Source organism: Nitratireductor luteus, assembly GCF_026162365.1.
In the GTDB taxonomy this organism is placed as follows: Bacteria; Pseudomonadota; Alphaproteobacteria; order Rhizobiales; family Rhizobiaceae; genus Chelativorans; species Chelativorans luteus.
In genome coordinates, this window is sequence record NZ_JAOANW010000010.1 from 43,643 (window position 1) to 59,386 (window position 15,744).

At 62.1% G+C, this 15,744-nt stretch carries 17 protein-coding genes and 1 tRNA gene; 14 read left to right on the forward strand and 4 right to left on the reverse strand.

All coding sequences use genetic code 11. From position 1 onward, the window contains the following. Positions 1–132 precede the first annotated feature (132 nt). The 5 genes from N1058_RS15710 (at position 133) to N1058_RS15730 (ending at position 4,024) form a co-directional block, all read left to right on the forward strand. Entirely contained in the window at positions 133–1,215 is a 1,083-nt protein-coding gene (locus tag N1058_RS15710; RefSeq protein WP_265518553.1) for a threonine aldolase family protein, read from the forward strand. A 107-nt stretch (positions 1,216–1,322) separates the two neighbouring features. Next, the gene (locus tag N1058_RS15715; RefSeq protein ID WP_265518554.1) at positions 1,323–1,646 is read left to right on the forward strand and encodes a BufA1 family periplasmic bufferin-type metallophore; all 324 of its coding nucleotides are present in this window, start codon (positions 1,323–1,325) and stop codon (positions 1,644–1,646) included. A 35-nt stretch (positions 1,647–1,681) separates the two neighbouring features. Then, complete coding sequence (gene bufB / locus N1058_RS15720) at positions 1,682–2,605, forward strand: MNIO family bufferin maturase (RefSeq protein ID WP_265518555.1); 924 nt, start codon at positions 1,682–1,684, stop codon at positions 2,603–2,605. Next, positions 2,586–3,416 carry an HvfC/BufC N-terminal domain-containing protein gene (locus N1058_RS15725; RefSeq protein WP_265518556.1) on the forward strand — a complete coding sequence of 277 codons (831 nt, stop codon included), beginning with the start codon at positions 2,586–2,588 and terminating at the stop codon, positions 3,414–3,416. The genes bufB and N1058_RS15725 overlap by 20 nt, the downstream gene beginning before the upstream one ends. After that, positions 3,413–4,024 carry a DoxX family protein gene (locus N1058_RS15730; protein WP_265518557.1) on the forward strand — a complete coding sequence of 204 codons (612 nt, stop codon included), beginning with the start codon at positions 3,413–3,415 and terminating at the stop codon, positions 4,022–4,024. The genes N1058_RS15725 and N1058_RS15730 overlap by 4 nt, the downstream gene beginning before the upstream one ends. Positions 4,025–4,100: 76 nt before the next feature. On the opposite strand, the gene N1058_RS15735 is transcribed toward N1058_RS15730, so the two are convergent. Further along, entirely contained in the window at positions 4,101–4,559 is a 459-nt protein-coding gene (locus N1058_RS15735; RefSeq protein ID WP_265518558.1) for an Hsp20 family protein, read from the reverse strand. 448 nt (positions 4,560–5,007) lie between these two features. Here N1058_RS15735 and N1058_RS15740 point away from each other — a divergent pair, with 448 nt between their 5' ends. Continuing rightward, positions 5,008–5,913: an alpha/beta fold hydrolase gene (locus N1058_RS15740; RefSeq protein WP_338040691.1), complete on the forward strand. Its 906-nt coding sequence runs from the start codon at positions 5,008–5,010 to the stop codon at positions 5,911–5,913. On the opposite strand, the gene hisN is transcribed toward N1058_RS15740, so the two are convergent. Both hisN and N1058_RS15750 read right to left on the reverse strand, forming a co-directional pair. Then, positions 5,905–6,675 (reverse strand): histidinol-phosphatase, encoded by a 771-nt coding sequence (gene hisN / locus N1058_RS15745; RefSeq protein WP_265518560.1) that lies wholly within the window; start codon positions 6,673–6,675, stop codon positions 5,905–5,907. The genes N1058_RS15740 and hisN overlap by 9 nt on opposite strands. A gap of 214 nt (positions 6,676–6,889) precedes the next feature. Next, complete coding sequence (locus tag N1058_RS15750) at positions 6,890–7,777, reverse strand: N-formylglutamate amidohydrolase (RefSeq protein WP_265518561.1); 888 nt, start codon at positions 7,775–7,777, stop codon at positions 6,890–6,892. Positions 7,778–7,981: 204 nt separating this feature from the next. Here N1058_RS15750 and cpdR point away from each other — a divergent pair, with 204 nt between their 5' ends. From cpdR to N1058_RS15780, 6 genes are all read left to right on the forward strand, one after another. Then, entirely contained in the window at positions 7,982–8,344 is a 363-nt protein-coding gene (gene cpdR, locus N1058_RS15755) for a cell cycle two-component system response regulator CpdR (RefSeq protein WP_265518562.1), read from the forward strand. A 120-nt stretch (positions 8,345–8,464) separates the two neighbouring features. Further along, positions 8,465–8,539, forward strand: a tRNA-Val gene (locus N1058_RS15760). 142 nt (positions 8,540–8,681) lie between these two features. Next, positions 8,682–9,047 carry a cupin domain-containing protein gene (locus N1058_RS15765; protein WP_265518563.1) on the forward strand — a complete coding sequence of 122 codons (366 nt, stop codon included), beginning with the start codon at positions 8,682–8,684 and terminating at the stop codon, positions 9,045–9,047. Then, positions 9,044–9,514, forward strand: a complete 471-nt coding sequence (gene queF / locus N1058_RS15770; RefSeq protein WP_265518564.1) for a preQ(1) synthase — start codon at positions 9,044–9,046, stop codon at positions 9,512–9,514. Before N1058_RS15765 ends, queF begins: the two co-directional genes overlap by 4 nt. 80 nt (positions 9,515–9,594) lie before the next feature. Next, complete coding sequence (locus tag N1058_RS15775) at positions 9,595–9,912, forward strand: hypothetical protein (RefSeq protein ID WP_265518565.1); 318 nt, start codon at positions 9,595–9,597, stop codon at positions 9,910–9,912. A gap of 34 nt (positions 9,913–9,946) precedes the next feature. Then, positions 9,947–10,228 carry a hypothetical protein gene (locus tag N1058_RS15780; RefSeq protein WP_265518566.1) on the forward strand — a complete coding sequence of 94 codons (282 nt, stop codon included), beginning with the start codon at positions 9,947–9,949 and terminating at the stop codon, positions 10,226–10,228. A gap of 17 nt (positions 10,229–10,245) precedes the next feature. Here the strand turns inward: N1058_RS15780 and N1058_RS15785 are convergent, their stop codons facing one another. Further along, complete coding sequence (locus N1058_RS15785; protein WP_265518567.1) at positions 10,246–10,899, reverse strand: protein-L-isoaspartate(D-aspartate) O-methyltransferase; 654 nt, start codon at positions 10,897–10,899, stop codon at positions 10,246–10,248. A 335-nt stretch (positions 10,900–11,234) separates the two neighbouring features. Between N1058_RS15785 and N1058_RS15790 the strand changes: the two genes are divergently transcribed. Beyond that, positions 11,235–12,398 carry an efflux RND transporter periplasmic adaptor subunit gene (locus N1058_RS15790; RefSeq protein ID WP_265518568.1) on the forward strand — a complete coding sequence of 388 codons (1,164 nt, stop codon included), beginning with the start codon at positions 11,235–11,237 and terminating at the stop codon, positions 12,396–12,398. A gap of 16 nt (positions 12,399–12,414) precedes the next feature. Beyond that, positions 12,415–15,537: an efflux RND transporter permease subunit gene (locus N1058_RS15795; RefSeq protein WP_265518569.1), complete on the forward strand. Its 3,123-nt coding sequence runs from the start codon at positions 12,415–12,417 to the stop codon at positions 15,535–15,537. Positions 15,538–15,744: the final 207 nt, after the last annotated feature.

The window sequence follows — 15,744 nt, forward strand, 5'->3', positions numbered from 1 at the left end:
TGCGGGATATCCGCCGAACCCGCAACTTCCGGAAGAGCGAAGCGCCCCTCCACAGGCCCCTCCGTGTCGGTCCCTTGCGTCCATCGCAGTCGACTGTCAATTTGCTGCCGCATCCATGGGATCCCAGCAAGTATGAATTTCGCCTCCGACAACTGGGCCGGAGCCCATCCGGCAATCAGTGCAGCCCTTCATCGTCACGCCGATGGCTTTGCGCCCGCATATGGAACAAGCGAACTCGACCGCAAGGTGGAAATGCGATTCTGCGAGATATTTGAGCGTGAGGTCGCGGTCTTTTTTGTCGCCACCGGCACCGCCGCGAATGCGCTTTCGCTCGCCGCCGTCAACCGGCCCGGCGGAGTCGCCTTCTGCCACAACGAAGCCCATGCCCGCGAGGATGAAGGCGGCGCGCCCGAATATCTGACCGGCGGCGCACGCCTTTGCGGCATCTCCGGTGCCGAAGGCCGTATGGACCCTCAGACCCTTGAAGAAGCGATCGGTCGCTTCCCTCCCGAATTCGTCCATGCCGGCCAGCCCATGGCCGTTTCCCTGACCCAGGCCACGGAAGTCGGCACCGTCTACAGCCTTTCCGACATTGAAGCGATCAGCGGCATTTGCCGCAATCATGCTCTTCCCCTGCACATGGATGGAGCCCGCTTCGCAAACGCGCTTGTGGCCCTGGACACCACACCGGCGGAAATGACCTGGAAGCGCGGCATCGACATCCTGTCCTTCGGCGGCACGAAGAATGGCTGCTGGTGCGCGGAGGCGATTGTCGTGATGGACCCGGAAAAGGCGCGAGACCTTCCCTTCATCCGCAAACGTGCCGCTCATCTCTTTTCCAAGAGCCGGTTTATCGCCGCCCAGTTCGACGCCTATTTCGAAAATGGCCTTTGGCTCCGAAACGCGTCTCACGCCAACGAGATGGCAAAGCGTCTGGCCGGCGCCCTGGAGGGGTCGTCCGACGCACGTCTTGCCTGGCGCCCCGGCGCAAACGAGGTGTTTGCCATTCTCTCATCGAAGGCAGTCGCTCATCTCGAGAAAAACGGCGCCCGGTTCCATTCTTGGTCGGCTCCCAACGATGCCGCCGACAAGCCAGGCCCTGGGGAGGTACTCTGCCGGTTCGTCGCATCCTATGCCACCACGCCCGAGGAAATCCGGGAATTCGAGAAGCTCATCGGATCCATTCGCACCCCGTCCGGAAGAGTTCACGCATGAGTGAACAAATATTCGCGTTCGATTGATTTCCAAGTGAACAGCGCCTCTGGAAAAGTTATCGAGCCGGTCAACCTCCGGCTTCGATTTAACCTCGAGAGGAGAAATGCATGTCCACAAAGAACATAGTAGGCGCGGCCTATCTGGCCAGCGTCGTTACCGCCGCTCTTGCTTCAGGTGCCGCCGCGGCCCCGTTGAGCGAGGCCGAGGCCAAGGCTGCGATGGATGCCGGCATGGAGAAATGCTACGGTGTCTCCCTAGCTGGCCAGAATGACTGCGCCGCCGGTCCCGGCACCACCTGCGCCGGCACTTCCAAGGTCGATTATCAGGGCAACGCCTGGAAATTCGTCGATGGCGGCACCTGCACCACGGTGGAATTGCCCGGCGACCGCATGGGCTCGCCTGAGCCGCTCGACAGGGACATCCCGTCGTAAGGCTGAAGCTCAGAAACTGCGCCGGGAAAAAGACCATGGTGAATGAACTTCCAAAAAAGCCAGCAACTCATGGCCGTTTCCCGGCATTCAACCCTATCGGTCGTGCCGGCGCCAGCTTCAAGCCGCAGCATTTGGAAGCTATCGCTGCCGAGCCCGACTCTATTGGTTTTCTTGAAGTGCATGCGGAAAACTACATGGGCGCGGGAGGACCGCCGCACGCAGCGCTCACGAAAATCCGCGAAATGCTTCCCGTGTCGCTGCATGGCGTATGCATGTCCATCGGCGGCCTTGACCCGCTGGACAAGGAACATCTGGCACGTTTCGCCGGCCTCGTCGAACGCTACGAGCCCTGCCTCGTATCGGAGCACCTTGCCTGGTCGACCCATGACGACGTCTTCTACAACGACCTCCTTCCCCTGCCTTATACGAACGAAACGCTGGCGCATGTCTGCGCGCATATAGATCAGGTGCAGGAAGCCATCGGCCGGTCGATGCTTCTGGAAAACCCGTCCACCTACGTGCTTTTCAAGGAATCCACGTGGAAAGAGACCGACTTCCTGCGCGAGGTCGTCCGCCGCGCCGGCTGCGGACTGCTGCTCGACGTCAACAATGTCTTCGTTTCCGCCACCAATCACGGCTACAGCGCTACCGAATATCTGGCCGACTTCCCCCTTGAGCATGTCGGCGAAATCCATCTGGCCGGCCATGACGAGCAGGAAGACGATGAAGGCGCGCCGCTGCTTATCGACAGCCATGACCGACCCGTGGCAGACCCGGTCTGGACCCTCTACGAGATGGTAATCGCCAGGCAGGGACCGATCACCACACTCGTCGAATGGGACGCCGACATCCCCGACTGGCCGGTGCTCAGATCCGAGGCCATGGCTGCCGAGACGATCCTGAAACGACAAAGCATCGCGCCTGACGCAGGAAAGCGCCATGCAATCCACCTCTCATAGAGGCGACGGCGCACCGGCTGCCGCAAGAAGCTACGGCGCGGCATTCAGCGCCGCCATCCTCGACCCTGACCAGCCCAAGCCCGACCGGATAACAGGCCCACGCGGCAAAGCCGCTGACAAACGCTTCAACGTCTACCGCAACAACGTCACCTATAGCCTCGTGACGGCGCTTGCGGAGATATTCCCCGCCGTTGCACGTCTGCTGGGCGAACACAATTTCCGCCTGGTTGCCCGCGACTTTCTGCGCGCCCACCCGCCGCGCTCACGCATGGTCATCGAATATGGGCATGAGTTCGCCGGCTTTCTCGCAAAGCTCGAGCCGGTTCGCCATTTGAAATACCTTCCCGACCTCGCCCGTCTGGAACGCGCCTGGCTGGACGCCTATCACGCGGCCGATGCCGCGCCGCTGGCACCGGAGGAAGTCGGAACGTTGCCTCCGGAGGCCCTGGCCGGTGCGTGCTTCATTTCGCATCCAGCCGCCCGCATCGTCCGCTCCCGCTACGCCATCCACGCACTCTTCACTGCCAACCGCGGCGGAGAAATGCCCGAGCGCATCGATGCCGGCGAGCCGGAGAGCGTGCTGATCACCCGCCCGAACTTGCAGGTGAAAGTCTACAAGCTCGCGCCCGGCCAGTTTTCGTTCATCGAAGCACTGATGTCTGGACGGAATTTGCAGGCGGCCGCTGAAGCCGCCATCGGGAATACCCCCTCGTTCGACCTCGCTCCGGCCATCGGCCTGCTCATCGAAAGCGGAGCCTTTCACGCATGCATGGGGGCAGAGAGGAACGCGGGGGGAAAACAAAAAGGATGACGAGTTTGAGACCAATCGAGAAGATCGCAGGCCTGCACCACCGGGTGTTCACTGCTCTTGAGGTCGGCACGGAGCGCTGGCTGCTCGGCCTGGCGGCGCGCTTCGCCTTTCTGGCCGTACTGTATTTCTACTTCCTCAATTCAGCGCGCACCAAGGTGGGCGAAGGGCTCTTGGGCTTCTTCAATCTTTCCGACAGCGCCTACTTCCAGATCGCCCTGCCCGCGGTCGAGGCGGCCGGCTTCAACGTCTCGAACTTGGCTTTCCTACCGTGGACGCCCATCGTCTGGGCCGGCACCTACGCCGAATTCGTCCTGCCTCTGCTCATCGTCCTCGGGCTGTTCACACGGCTCGCCGCACTCGGCATGATCGGCTTCATCGTCGTGCAGTCCATCGTCGATATCACCGTGCACAATGTCGGGGCGGAGACCGCTGGCGCCTGGTTCGACCGCTTCTCCGATGGCCTGATCTGGGATCAGCGCACGCTCTGGGCCTTCCTGCTGGCCTATCTGGTGATCAAGGGTGCCGGTTACATCTCCCTGGACGCCCTGCTCTGCCGCTGGGTCGTGAGCCGCCAGCTTCCGGAAAAGGCTGCCGGGAGTCATATCTGAAACGACAATGGCGGCGCCTGTTGCGCCGCCACTTTTCATTGACAAGCCTTGGGAACGCTTCCCGTCAGGCCGCTGTCTAAGCCTCGATCTGCTTGCCAGCGTCTTTGGTGGCGCTCGAGATCGGTATCTGGCGCGGCTTCATCTCCTCGGGCACGCTACGTACGAGATCGATATACAGAAGGCCGTTCTTCAGCGCGGCGCCCTTGACCTCGACATGATCGGCCAGTTGGAAGCGGCGCTCGAAGCTCCGGCCCGCGATGCCGCGATAGAGCAGTTCGGCGCCTTCGTTCTCCTGCTCCTCGCTCTTCTCGCCCTTGATCGTAAGCAGATTGCGATGAGCCTCAACCGAGATGTCATCCTCGGAGAAGCCGGCGACGGCCATCGAGATGCGATAGGCGTCGTCACCCGTACGCTCGATATTGTAGGGCGGATAGGTCTGCCCATTGTCGGGCTGGGCAAGCGAATCGAGCATGCTGAAAAGACGGTCGAAGCCGACCGTCGAACGGTAAAGCGGGGAAAAATCGACATGACGCATGGGTCTGTCCTCCATTTGAGCAACATTTGCGTTCTGATCTCGGTCGAAACCCGTTGACGGCGTTTCCAGGAGACCAACAGCCCCGTTCCGGCGGCTGCACAGCAAATTTGGGAACTCATTCTGACGGCTTCAAGACCTGGCCCGACAATGCAGATGAACGACAGCTGAACGAGGCTTTCGGCCTGCGTTCAGATCGCCCTGTTAAGGTCGTCGTCATTGGTTGTTCGGAGCGTTTGCATCGTCCCTTCCAAGCGCTCCGGCAAAGGCCGGGGGCGGCCCCGCCGCCTCCGGCATGCCCTTGGCAAGCCGCTTTCGCCTTTGAAAGCTTTTGCTTTTATCCGGCCCGCTCTTTATCACGATGGGATTGCAACTAGTGTCGGCCGCGATGACTGAGTTCTTTCGCCAGGTACCGGAAAATCCCGCTCCCACCGGTGCCAAAGCCGGGATAATGAAAGCTGCGGACGGGCTTGATATCCGTTATGGCCTGTTCCCCAACGCCGCCCTAAACGGCACCATTGTCCTGCTGCCGGGCCGCAACGAAAGCATCGAAAAATATTTCGAAACCATAGGCGATCTCGCCAAACGCGGTTTTGCCTGTGCGATGCTCGACTGGCGCGGGCAGGGCGGCTCCGGGCGGTTGCTCAAGGATCCCCGCAAGGGACATATAGAACGCTTCGACGATTATGTGGCCGACCTCGATCAGTTCTTTACCGAGATCGTGCTGCCGGATTGCCGCCCCCCGTTTCATTTGATGGCCCATTCGATGGGAGCGTTGATCGCGCTGCTGGCCGCGCAGGAACTCGTCAACCGGGTGAGACGCATGATCCTTCTGGCCCCGCCGCTGGATTTTTCCGCACCGCTCTCCATGCCGGCGATGCGACGAGTAACTGGTCTTTTCTACGTAATGGGGCTGGGCAGCCTTTACGCCCCCGGCGGCCGACGACGCGGCGGCCCGTTGCCCTTCGATGGCAACAGGCTGTCAAGCGATCGCCAGCGCTTTGCACGCAATCAGGCGATTGTCGCCCGGCATCCCGATCTTGCCATGGGCGGTCCCACTGCCGCCTGGGTTCATGCCGCGTGCGTTGCCTCGGATCGCGTGCGCGATCCCGATTTCATGGCCGCGATCCGCGTCCCGATCCTCTTCCTGGCCGCCGGCACGGATAGCGTCGTGTCCACATCGGCGATCGAGCGTTATGCGCGCGGGCTGCGCAGCGCTTCCGCGCTGACGGTCGATGGAGCCAGACATGAGCTGTTGCAGGAAGACGATTTCTACCGCGAACAGGTGCTCGCCGCCGCCACGACCTACATACTGGGCGCGGGTGCCGCAGAGAACCGCCCCTTATCGCTAACGTAGCAGATCCATAGCCTGGGAATGCAGTTCGGGCGTGGCAGCGGCAACAATATCGCCGCCCTGTTCGGCTGCCGCCCCGTCCCATCTCGTGATCACGCCGCCGGCCTTCTCGATGATGGGGATCAGCCCCACGATGTCGTAGGGTTGGAGATCGCATTCGACAACCAGGTCGACATGACCGGCCGCGACCATCGCATAGGCGTAGCAATCCGTGCCGTAGCGCGGCAGCTTCACCGCCTGCTCGACCCGGTCGTAAAGTGCCCGGCGCGGCCCGTGGAACAGAGCTGGCGTCGTGGTGCAAAGCGTCGCCTCGCCAAGTGCCGTGGTCGCCCGCGTGGCGAGCCCCCGGTTTCCGCCGGGCCCCTCGTAGAAGGCACCCTCGCCATCCGCGAAATAGAGCTCTCCCGTGAAAGGCTGCGACATCAGTCCGGCAACGGCCTTGCCCTCGACCGTCAGGCCGACAAGGGTGCCCCACAGCGGCAGGCCCGAAATGAATGCGCGAGTGCCGTCGATGGGATCGATGACCCACACATGGCTGTGGTCGGCGTTTTCAGCCCCGAATTCCTCCCCGATGATGCCGTGTTCGGGAAATTCTTCCCGAATCAGCGTCCTTATGGCCCTCTCGGCCGCCTTGTCGGCTTCCGTGACGGGATCGAAACCGGCAGCGAGCTTGTTGTCGATTGAGCCGCCATTGCGAAAACGCGGCAGCGTCTCCGCCGCCGCCGCGGCAGCAATGCGGCGCATGAAATCCGGCGTCGGGCTCATTCCCTATCCATTCTACAACCGGCGCACCCGTGGCTTTGTGAAAATACAACCAAAAGAGGCCGCCGCCCTTGACATTTGTGCAGCGCAGCATAAACTTTGATTCGGATGGCTTGCCGTCCTGCCCACTTTGGGCGTTTCCTCCCTAGACTTATGACCGTGTCGTGTAAACGATGCGGTCTCTTTTTATCTGGGAACGCGCCTGCTTCCGCCGCGCTCATTCCGCCGCAAGCGGCGAGACGAAATACTGGTCCGGAATCATCATCAGGTCGCGCACGAATTCCCGAATGTCGACGGACAGGCGGGCAAAGCCTTCCGTCCGCTCGAACGTGCGTTCGTTGAGATAGAGCCCGCGATTGATTTCGATCTGTAGGGCATGGAGCTGTTCCGCCGGTCGCCCGTAGTGCTCCGTGATGAAGCCGCCGGCATAGGGCTTGTTGTGAACGACCTTGTATCCCTTGGCCGAAAGCAGGCCGATGGCATATTCGGTCAGGCCCGGCGTTGCGGACGCGCCGAAGCGGTCACCGATGATGAAATCCGGTCGCATCCCCGCCTCGCCCACCCGGATATTGGCCGGCATGGAGTGACAGTCGATCAGCACGGCATAGCCGAACCGCGCCCGTGTTCGGCCAAGCATTTCGGCAAGGCAGGCGTGATAGGGCCTGTAGATCGTATCAATGCGCATTAGCGCCTCGGAAAGCGGCAGCCGGCACCCATAGATATCCTGCCCCTCGCCGACGAGCTTTGGAATCGTGCCGAGACCGCCCGCCACCCGCGGCGAGCGCATATTGGCGAACGAGGGCAGAGGCTCGTTGAACATGCGCGGGTCGAGCTCCCACGGCTCGCGATTCACATCCAGATAGGCGCGCGGAAAATTGGCCACGAGAAGCGGCGCGCCGAAGGCCGAGGCCGCGTTGAAGAGTTCGTCGACATAGCAATCCTCGGAACGCCGGATCGCCGCCGCGTCGAGACGGCTCATATTGAGGAAACGCGAGGGATAGTACCGGCCGCTATGCGGCGAATTGAACAGGAAAGGAGAGCGCTGCTCACCCGCAGAGCGAATCTCGAATGCGGGAACGTCGGAAAAATCGTCAACCGCGCTCATCTCAAGCCCATCAACCCCACATATCGTCCATGTTTATTTCTCCCTTTGACAAGCCTGCCACCGCGTCCAATCCCTGTCCAGTGCCCGCAGCAGGCTAGCGGCGGCAAGAAGTCTCATTCACTTGATATTTACCCTGTCCGAATCATATACGAAGACACTTCGGGGCTGCCGCAAAGGTCGGCCCGGTTTCGTTCGGTAGGCATGATGGCACGAATTCTCCTTGCAGAAGACGATGAAGATATGCGGCGTTTCCTCGTCAAGGCGCTAGAGCGCGCCGGCTACGAGGTCGTCGATTTCGACAACGGCGCCGGAGCCTATGCCCGGTTGCGCGAGGAGCCCTTCTCCCTGCTCCTGACGGATATCGTCATGCCGGAGATGGACGGGATCGAATTGGCCCGCCGCGCGACCGAGATCGACCCCGACCTCAAGGTCATGTTCATCACCGGCTTCGCCGCCGTGGCGCTCAATCCCGATTCCAACGCGCCGCGCGACGCAAAGGTTCTGTCGAAACCTTTCCATCTCCGCGATCTCGTGAACGAAGTGGAAAAGCTCCTTCAGGCCGCCTGAAGCGGGGCTCTTCCACGCATTTTTCCGAGCCTGAAGCGGGCCAGTTTCCCGGTCGCCAAAAGCCCGCACCAAACCTATTGACGCAGCCGCCATTTATGTGGTCTATGCGCCGCGTCGGATGGGCGTGTAGCTCAGCGGGAGAGCACTTCGTTGACATCGAAGGGGTCACAGGTTCAATCCCTGTCACGCCCACCATCCACATCAAGCGTTCCGAACCAGCCTGTACAGTGGCCGCCGGGTTTCGCCGGGCCGGATTGGCAGTGCCCTTCGTCATTGACATTCAGCGCCCTATGCCGGCCAGATACGGGCAATCTTGCGATAAACTGGGTTGGGTCCCATGGGTAAGCATTCCACCGACTCTGCGTGGCGGAACGACCCGGATCGTTGGCACGGCGAATGGCAGCAGCCTGGCACGGGAAGCGGCGTGTCGATCATCTTCAACGAAACCGATACGATCGGCTACGGCCCGGCCCTGCACAGCCACCCTTACGCTGAGACCTTCATCGTCAGGAAGGGTAGGGTGCGGTTCATTATAGGCGACGACGTCATCATTGCCACGGAGGGTGACATACTCGTGGCACCGGCAGGCGCTCCCCACCGCTTCGAGAACATGGGGCCGGAGCGGCTGGAGATGATCGACATCCATGCCAGCCCAACCTTCGTCACAGAGTGGCTCCAGACTCGCGGGATAGGAATAAAATGACGGAAAAAACCGACCTCTACGGACACCTGACCCAGCTCGGCTCGGCCAGCCCTTTGCCCGCGTCGCCCGAAGAGGCCAAGCTTGAGCGCGTGCCGAACCCGCAAGCCGATAGCCCGTATTGCGTGCGCTTCACCGCACCCGAATTCACCTCGCTCTGCCCCATGACGGGCCAGCCGGATTTCGCGCATCTGGTGATCGACTATGTGCCGGGCCATTGGCTGGTGGAAAGCAAGTCCCTGAAGCTCTACCTCGGCGCGTTCCGCAACCACGGCGCCTTCCACGAGGATTGCACCGTCTCCATCGGCAGGCGGCTGACAGACCTGCTGGAACCCGAATGGCTGCGGATCGGCGGATATTGGTATCCGCGCGGCGGCATTCCCATCGATGTATTCTGGCAAACCGGACCGGCCCCGGCCTCGCTCTGGATCCCCGAGCAGGGCGTGCCGCCCTACCGCGGTCGGGGATAACGCAACATCATGGATGCCCGTGAACTGGGGCGGCATAATCTGCTATACTCACTCACGGATGCCAATCCGGGAGGATGAAAATGAACACCGCGAATCTGCAGTTGGAAGGCGTTCTTATGGCCATGGCGGCGCTATGCCGCCTGATGCGCGAACAGGGCCTTGCGACCGCCGACCAGATCGACGGCGTCATGGGGGAAGCCGAACGCGCCCTCAAGGATGACAAGTTGCGTCCCGCCGCCGTGTCCGCCGCCAACGTGGAAGCGGCACTGTTTCCTTTACGATTCCTGCGTGAGGCCAATCGGCGAGCTGACGAAGTCGAGCACGCCGCATTCAGCGGCATTGCCACCGCGGTCGGTCAGGCGCGCCGCCAGTCCGTCGAAGCAGACGGCGGCCAGTAGCCTTCCACCGACTACCTGATCGAGGACGAGCCGCATGTCGCAAATGACCGTCGAGGAACTGGAAGGCGCCCTTCACGCCCAAAGGGAAACATTGGCCCTCATTCTCGCCTGGCTTGCTGACAAAGGGAATGACGATGCAGATGCGCTATGGGCAGCCATGGAAGAGCGCGCCGAACTGGAGGACCATCAGGAAGACCCCGGCGCCGTTCCCACCGATGGCCTTGCCATTGAAGGGGCGATGATGATGGAGTTTCAACTTATACTCCGGGCAGCGCGGGCCCGTTTGGCCGAACAGAGGGAAAAGGCCGGCAGGTAGGTTGGCCTCCGGCTATCCTATTCGTTGCGCCAGCCCGCACTGCCTACCAGCGCGACAAAACGGACGGCGCACAGGTTTTCTTCGCTGGTATTGCCATGCTCGTCGAGCATAACACGGACAAGTCTCTGATCCATCCGTGTGCCGACGGGCATGATCAACCGCCCGCCCGGCCTAAGCTGCTCTTTCCAGGCGGGCGGAACGTCCGGCCCGCCCGCCGACGCGATGATCACGTCGAAGGGCGCCTTTTCCGGAAGACCCAGCGTCCCGTCGCCATGCACGACATGGACGTTCTCGTGGCCCAGCCGTTGAAGCCTTGCGCGGGCGGCATCGGCGAGCGGCTTATGGCGCTCGACCGTATAGACCTCATCGGCGATTTCACACATCACCGCAGCCGCGTAGCCCGAGCCCGTCCCGATCTCGAGGGCGCGCTCGCCCGGAGCCAGGCCCGAAGCCTCGATCATGTAGGCCACCACATAGGGTTGGGAGATGGTCTGGCCTTCGCCGATGGGCAGCGGGGCGTCTTCATAGGCCGAAGTCTGCATGTCCTCCGGCACAAAATCGTGACGGGCCACCTTCCCCATCGCCGCCAGCACCGTTTCATTGCCAATGCCGCGCCCGATGAGGTCACGTTCCACCATCCTCCGGCGGGCCTTCTCGAAATCCCAGCTCATCGCCAATCTCCCGAACATGTCGCCTACAATACAGGCCGAAACCGGAATCCATTTTCGGAAAGCACGATGCACAGATTCAAAAGCTCGAGCCTCCTTTGCGCGTCCGAATGGAGCACGAAGCTTCAGGGCCAATGGAACCCTACAGGCAAAACATGACCTGCATCTCGGAAGACGCTCCAGCACGGCGCCGGTTCCAACCATTACAGCAATTTAATGATATTCTTGCTGAATTCTGCCGCCATTTCGGCGTACTAACACGAGCGCAGGCGGCAACAATTGGTCCGGGCTGGGCATAACCTTACCCCTGCCGCATAATTGTTGAGCCGGAGATTTGCATGTCGTGGTGGAAACAGCTCCTCTTGGGGCTCCTCATAGTGGTTGCCGCCGCCGCCGTCTGGTACCGTTTCGTACCGGGCGCGACGGAAATCGTGGCCGGATGGGGGCTGGGTCGGGCACCGGCCGAGGCGGCGGTTTCCGACGATGGCGCAACGCGCAGCGATGGTGCACGGCGCAGCGGATCAGGCGGAACGGGAAGCGCGGTCATCGCGAGACCCGTTACCAATGCCACGATCAACGACCGTCTTACCGCGATCGGTACCGGCAAGGCGCTCCATTCGGTCGCGGTGCGGCCTTATACTTCCGGCCGCCTCGTGGAAATTCTAGCCAGGCCAGGCGAGCCGGCAGAGGCTGGCGCGGTGATCGCGCGGCTGGATGCCGAGGCTGAGGAAATCGCACTGGATCGAGCCCAGCTTGCCCTCGACGACGCCCAGAACCGGCTTGAGCGCATCAATGCCCTTCGGTCCTCCAACACTGTGACCGCGGTCCAGCAGACCGAAGCGGAGCTTCAGGTGCGCAACGCGGCGCTGGCATTGCGCGATGCGCAGTTGGCGCTCGAAAGACGACAGATAGTAGCTCCCATTGGGGGCATGGTGGGTATCCTGCCCGTGTCTTTGGGTGACTATGTTACCTCCTCGACGGACATCGCCATGCTCGATGACCGTTCGCAGCTTTTGGTGGACTTCTGGGTGCCCGAGAAATATGCCCAAGCCATCACCGTGGGCGCACCGCTTGTTGCCGAATCGGTCGCCCGGCCCGGCGAGCGTTACCAGGGCAAGGTTCAGGCCATCGACAATCAGGTGGACAGCACCAGCCGCACATTGCGCATCCAGGGTCTGATCGAGAATCCCGGCGACATATTGCGTTCCGGCATGGCCTTTCAGGTGGAGATGCGGTTCGAGGGGGAAAGTTTCCCGGCCGTCGACCCCTTGTCGATCCAATGGGGCAGCGACGGCGCCTATGTCTGGGTCGTTCGCAACGGCATCGCCCAAAGGACACCCGTGCGCATAATCCAACGCAATGCCGACACCGTGCTTGTCGACGGCACCTTCAGCAATGGCGACCAGGTGGTCACGGAGGGCGTGCATTCGGTTCGCGACGGCCAGCAGGTGATGGTCGCCGGCGACGAAGCCCGCAACGGCAATGCCGGCCGCGGTTCGTGACGGAGCGCCGAATCCGATGAGCAAAGAGACCATTTCCGATACCGCAGCGGGAAGCACGGCGCTGTTCGTTCGCCGCCCCGTTCTGGCTTTCGTTTTCAACATGCTGATCGCCGTCGCGGGACTTGCCGCACTGTACGGGGTCGAGGTTCGGGAACTGCCGGACGTGGACCGTCCCGTCATCTCCATCAGCACAAACTTCGACGGAGCGGCGGCCGAGACCATCGACCGCGAGATCACCACCTTCATCGAAGGCGCGGTCGCCCGCGTCCCCGGCGTGACCGCCATTTCCTCTTCATCGTCATTCGGCAGGAGCCGCGTAACGGTGGAATTCAGCGAAAGGGTCAACCTCGACACGGCCGCATCGGATATCCGCGACGCCGTCGGCCGTATCCAGAACCAGCTCCCCGACGACGCCGAAACCCCCACCGTGGTGAAGGCGGACGAGAATTCCGATGCCGTCATGCGTATCGCCGTCGTCTCCGAAAACATGTCGATCGAGGACATGACCTTGTTCGTCGACGACGAGATCGTCGACAAGTTGGCCGCCGTTCCCGGCGTCGCCGACGTGCAGGTCTATGGCGACCGCAACAAGATATTCCGCGTCGATGTCGACCAGACCCGTCTCGCCAGCAAGGGCTTCACCATTGGCGGTATCGGCACCGCGCTCGCCGACGTCGCCTTCGACACGCCCGCCGGCTCGCTCTCCAGCAATACCCAGGAACTGATCGTTCGCGCCTCGGCCACGGTACGGACATCGGAGGATTTCGAGAACATCCAATTGGCGAGGAATGTCCGCCTCGGCGATGTCGCCACCGTAACGCTCGGGCCGGACCTCGGCGAAAGCCGGCTCCGCGCCAACGGGAGCCCGGGCATCGGCCTCGGCATCATCCGACAGGCGCAGTCCAATACGCTCGACATATCGCAGGGCGTGCGCGCGGCGGTGGACGCCCTCCAGCCAACTCTTCCCGAGGGCATGTCGGTCTCGGTTTCCAGCGACGACGCCACCTTCATCAAGGGAGCGATCAGCGAGGTCGAAATCGCCCTGGGCATTTCGGTGACCGTCGTTCTCCTGGTGATCTATCTTTTCCTCAGGGATATCCGCGCGACGATCATCCCCGGCGTCGCTATCCCTGTGGCGCTGATCGGCACCGTGGCCGCCATCTATCTCGTCGGCTTTTCCATAAACATCCTGACGCTGCTGGCCCTGGTGCTGGCGACGGGGTTGGTCGTCGACGACGCCATCGTTGTCCTGGAAAACATCGTACGGCGGCGCAACATGGGAATGGGGCCACGCGCGGCGGCTGTTCTGGGAACCAAGGAAGTGTTTTTCGCCGTCGTGGCGACCACCGCGACGCTGGTTGCCGTGTTCGTTCCGCTCTCCTTCCTGCCGGGTCAGGCGGGCGGGCTCTTCCGCGAATTCGGCTTCGTGCTCGCGATCTCGGTCTTTCTGTCCTCCATCGTTGCCCTGTCGCTATGCCCCATGATTGCATCGCGCGTGCTGGCGAGCGGCGACACCCATGATGCCCGTCCGAACAGTCCGCTCGGCTGGCTCGGCGGGAAGCTGACGAACCTTTATGCCCGCACGCTCCACTTCAGCCTCGATGCGCCAGCCATCATCCTGCTCGTGTCAGTGCTCTTCGCCGGCACCGCCTTCAGCCTCTACGGAACGATCAAGAACGAGCTGACGCCGACCGAGGACCGCTCGCTGGCCTTCATGCGCGTCTCCGCTCCGCAGGGCGTCAGCCTCGATTATCTCGCCGATCAGATGCGTCATGTGGAAACCCTGCTCATGCCGCTGCGCGAGCGCGGCGATATCCGCGGCACATTCTCCATCATTGGACGAGGCAGCTCCAACAGCGGCTTCCTGGTTCTTCGCCTTGCGCCATGGGAAGAGCGCGAACGGAGCCAACAGGAAATATTGGACGAAGTGAACGCGCTTGCGCGCCAGGTGCCGGGCGTTCGCGCCTTCGCCTTCCAGCCGAACAGCCTCGGCATCCGCGGCTCGGGAAGCGGGCTCCAATTCGCCGTGGCCGGTTCGAATTACGAGAGGCTGACGGAAGCGGCCACCAACATCGTCGCTGAAATGGAGAAGGATCCGCGCTTCCGGCAGCCTCGCCTCTCCCAGGACATTACCCAGCCGCAACTGCACGTCGAAATCGATCGCCGCCGCGCGTCCGATCTCGGCATTGACATTAACGGTCTCGGCCCCTCCATCCAGGCACTGCTCGACGGCCGCAAGATCGGCACCGTTTTCCTCGGCGACAAGAGTATCGACATAAAGCTCCTGTCGACGACCAATCCGGTCAACGACCCGACCGACCTGGAGAGCATTTTCGTCAAGACCGGCGACGGGCGTTTCGTGCCGCTGGCCACCATAACATCGCTCGATGAACAGGCGGTTCCGCCTTCGCTCTCGCGCGAGCAGCAGACACGTGTCGTTGCCGTCACCTCCGCACTCGCCGACGATTTCGCGCTGGGCGAGGCCCTTGCCGTCGCGCAGGAGATCGCCGCGCCGCATCTGCCGGAGGGGAGCCGTATCATCCCGCTGGCCGAAGCCGCCTCGCTTGGCGAAACCGCCAACAGCATGTTCACGATCTTCGGTTTCGCCATCGTCATTATCCTGCTTGTTCTGGCCGCCCAGTTCGAGAGCTTCGTCAGCGCTCTCATCATCATGGCAACGGTTCCGCTCGGGCTTGCCTGCGCAGTTTTCGCGCTGATCCTCACGGGTACCAGCCTCAATGTCTACAGTCAGATCGGGCTTGTGCTCCTCGTCGGCATCATGGCCAAGAACGGCATCCTGATTGTCGAGTTCGCAAACCAGCTCCGTGACCGCGGGCTTGGCGTGCGCGAAGCCATTGAGCAGGCCTCGCTGATCCGCCTGCGTCCGGTAGCGATGACCATGATCTGTACCGTAGTGGGCGGCCTGCCGCTCGTGCTGGCCAGCGGTGCCGGGGCCGAGGCACGCATTGCGCTTGGCTGGGTGATCGTCGGCGGCCTGGGGCTTTCGGCCCTGTCGACACTCTACCTGACGCCGGTGGCTTACCTGCTTCTGGGGCGTTTCATTACCCCGAAGGTGGAGGAGGAAGCCCGTCTCGAACGTGAATTGACCCACGCCGCGGACGCTTCACGTTCGCACTGACCACGACGACTTCCCAGGCAGGTTTCGGAAAAGGTCCCACGATTTTCCGGTCAGAATCTGCGGCAAACAAAGGGATATAGGCAAAGCAATCGTCGGGCGACCAACGGATGCTTGCCTGGTCGGGCCAGCCGCGTTCCGGGTCCTTCCCTGCCGAGCAAATAGCCTTTCAACGCGAGGGTTGCGTTTCCAGCCTTTACGAATGCGCGA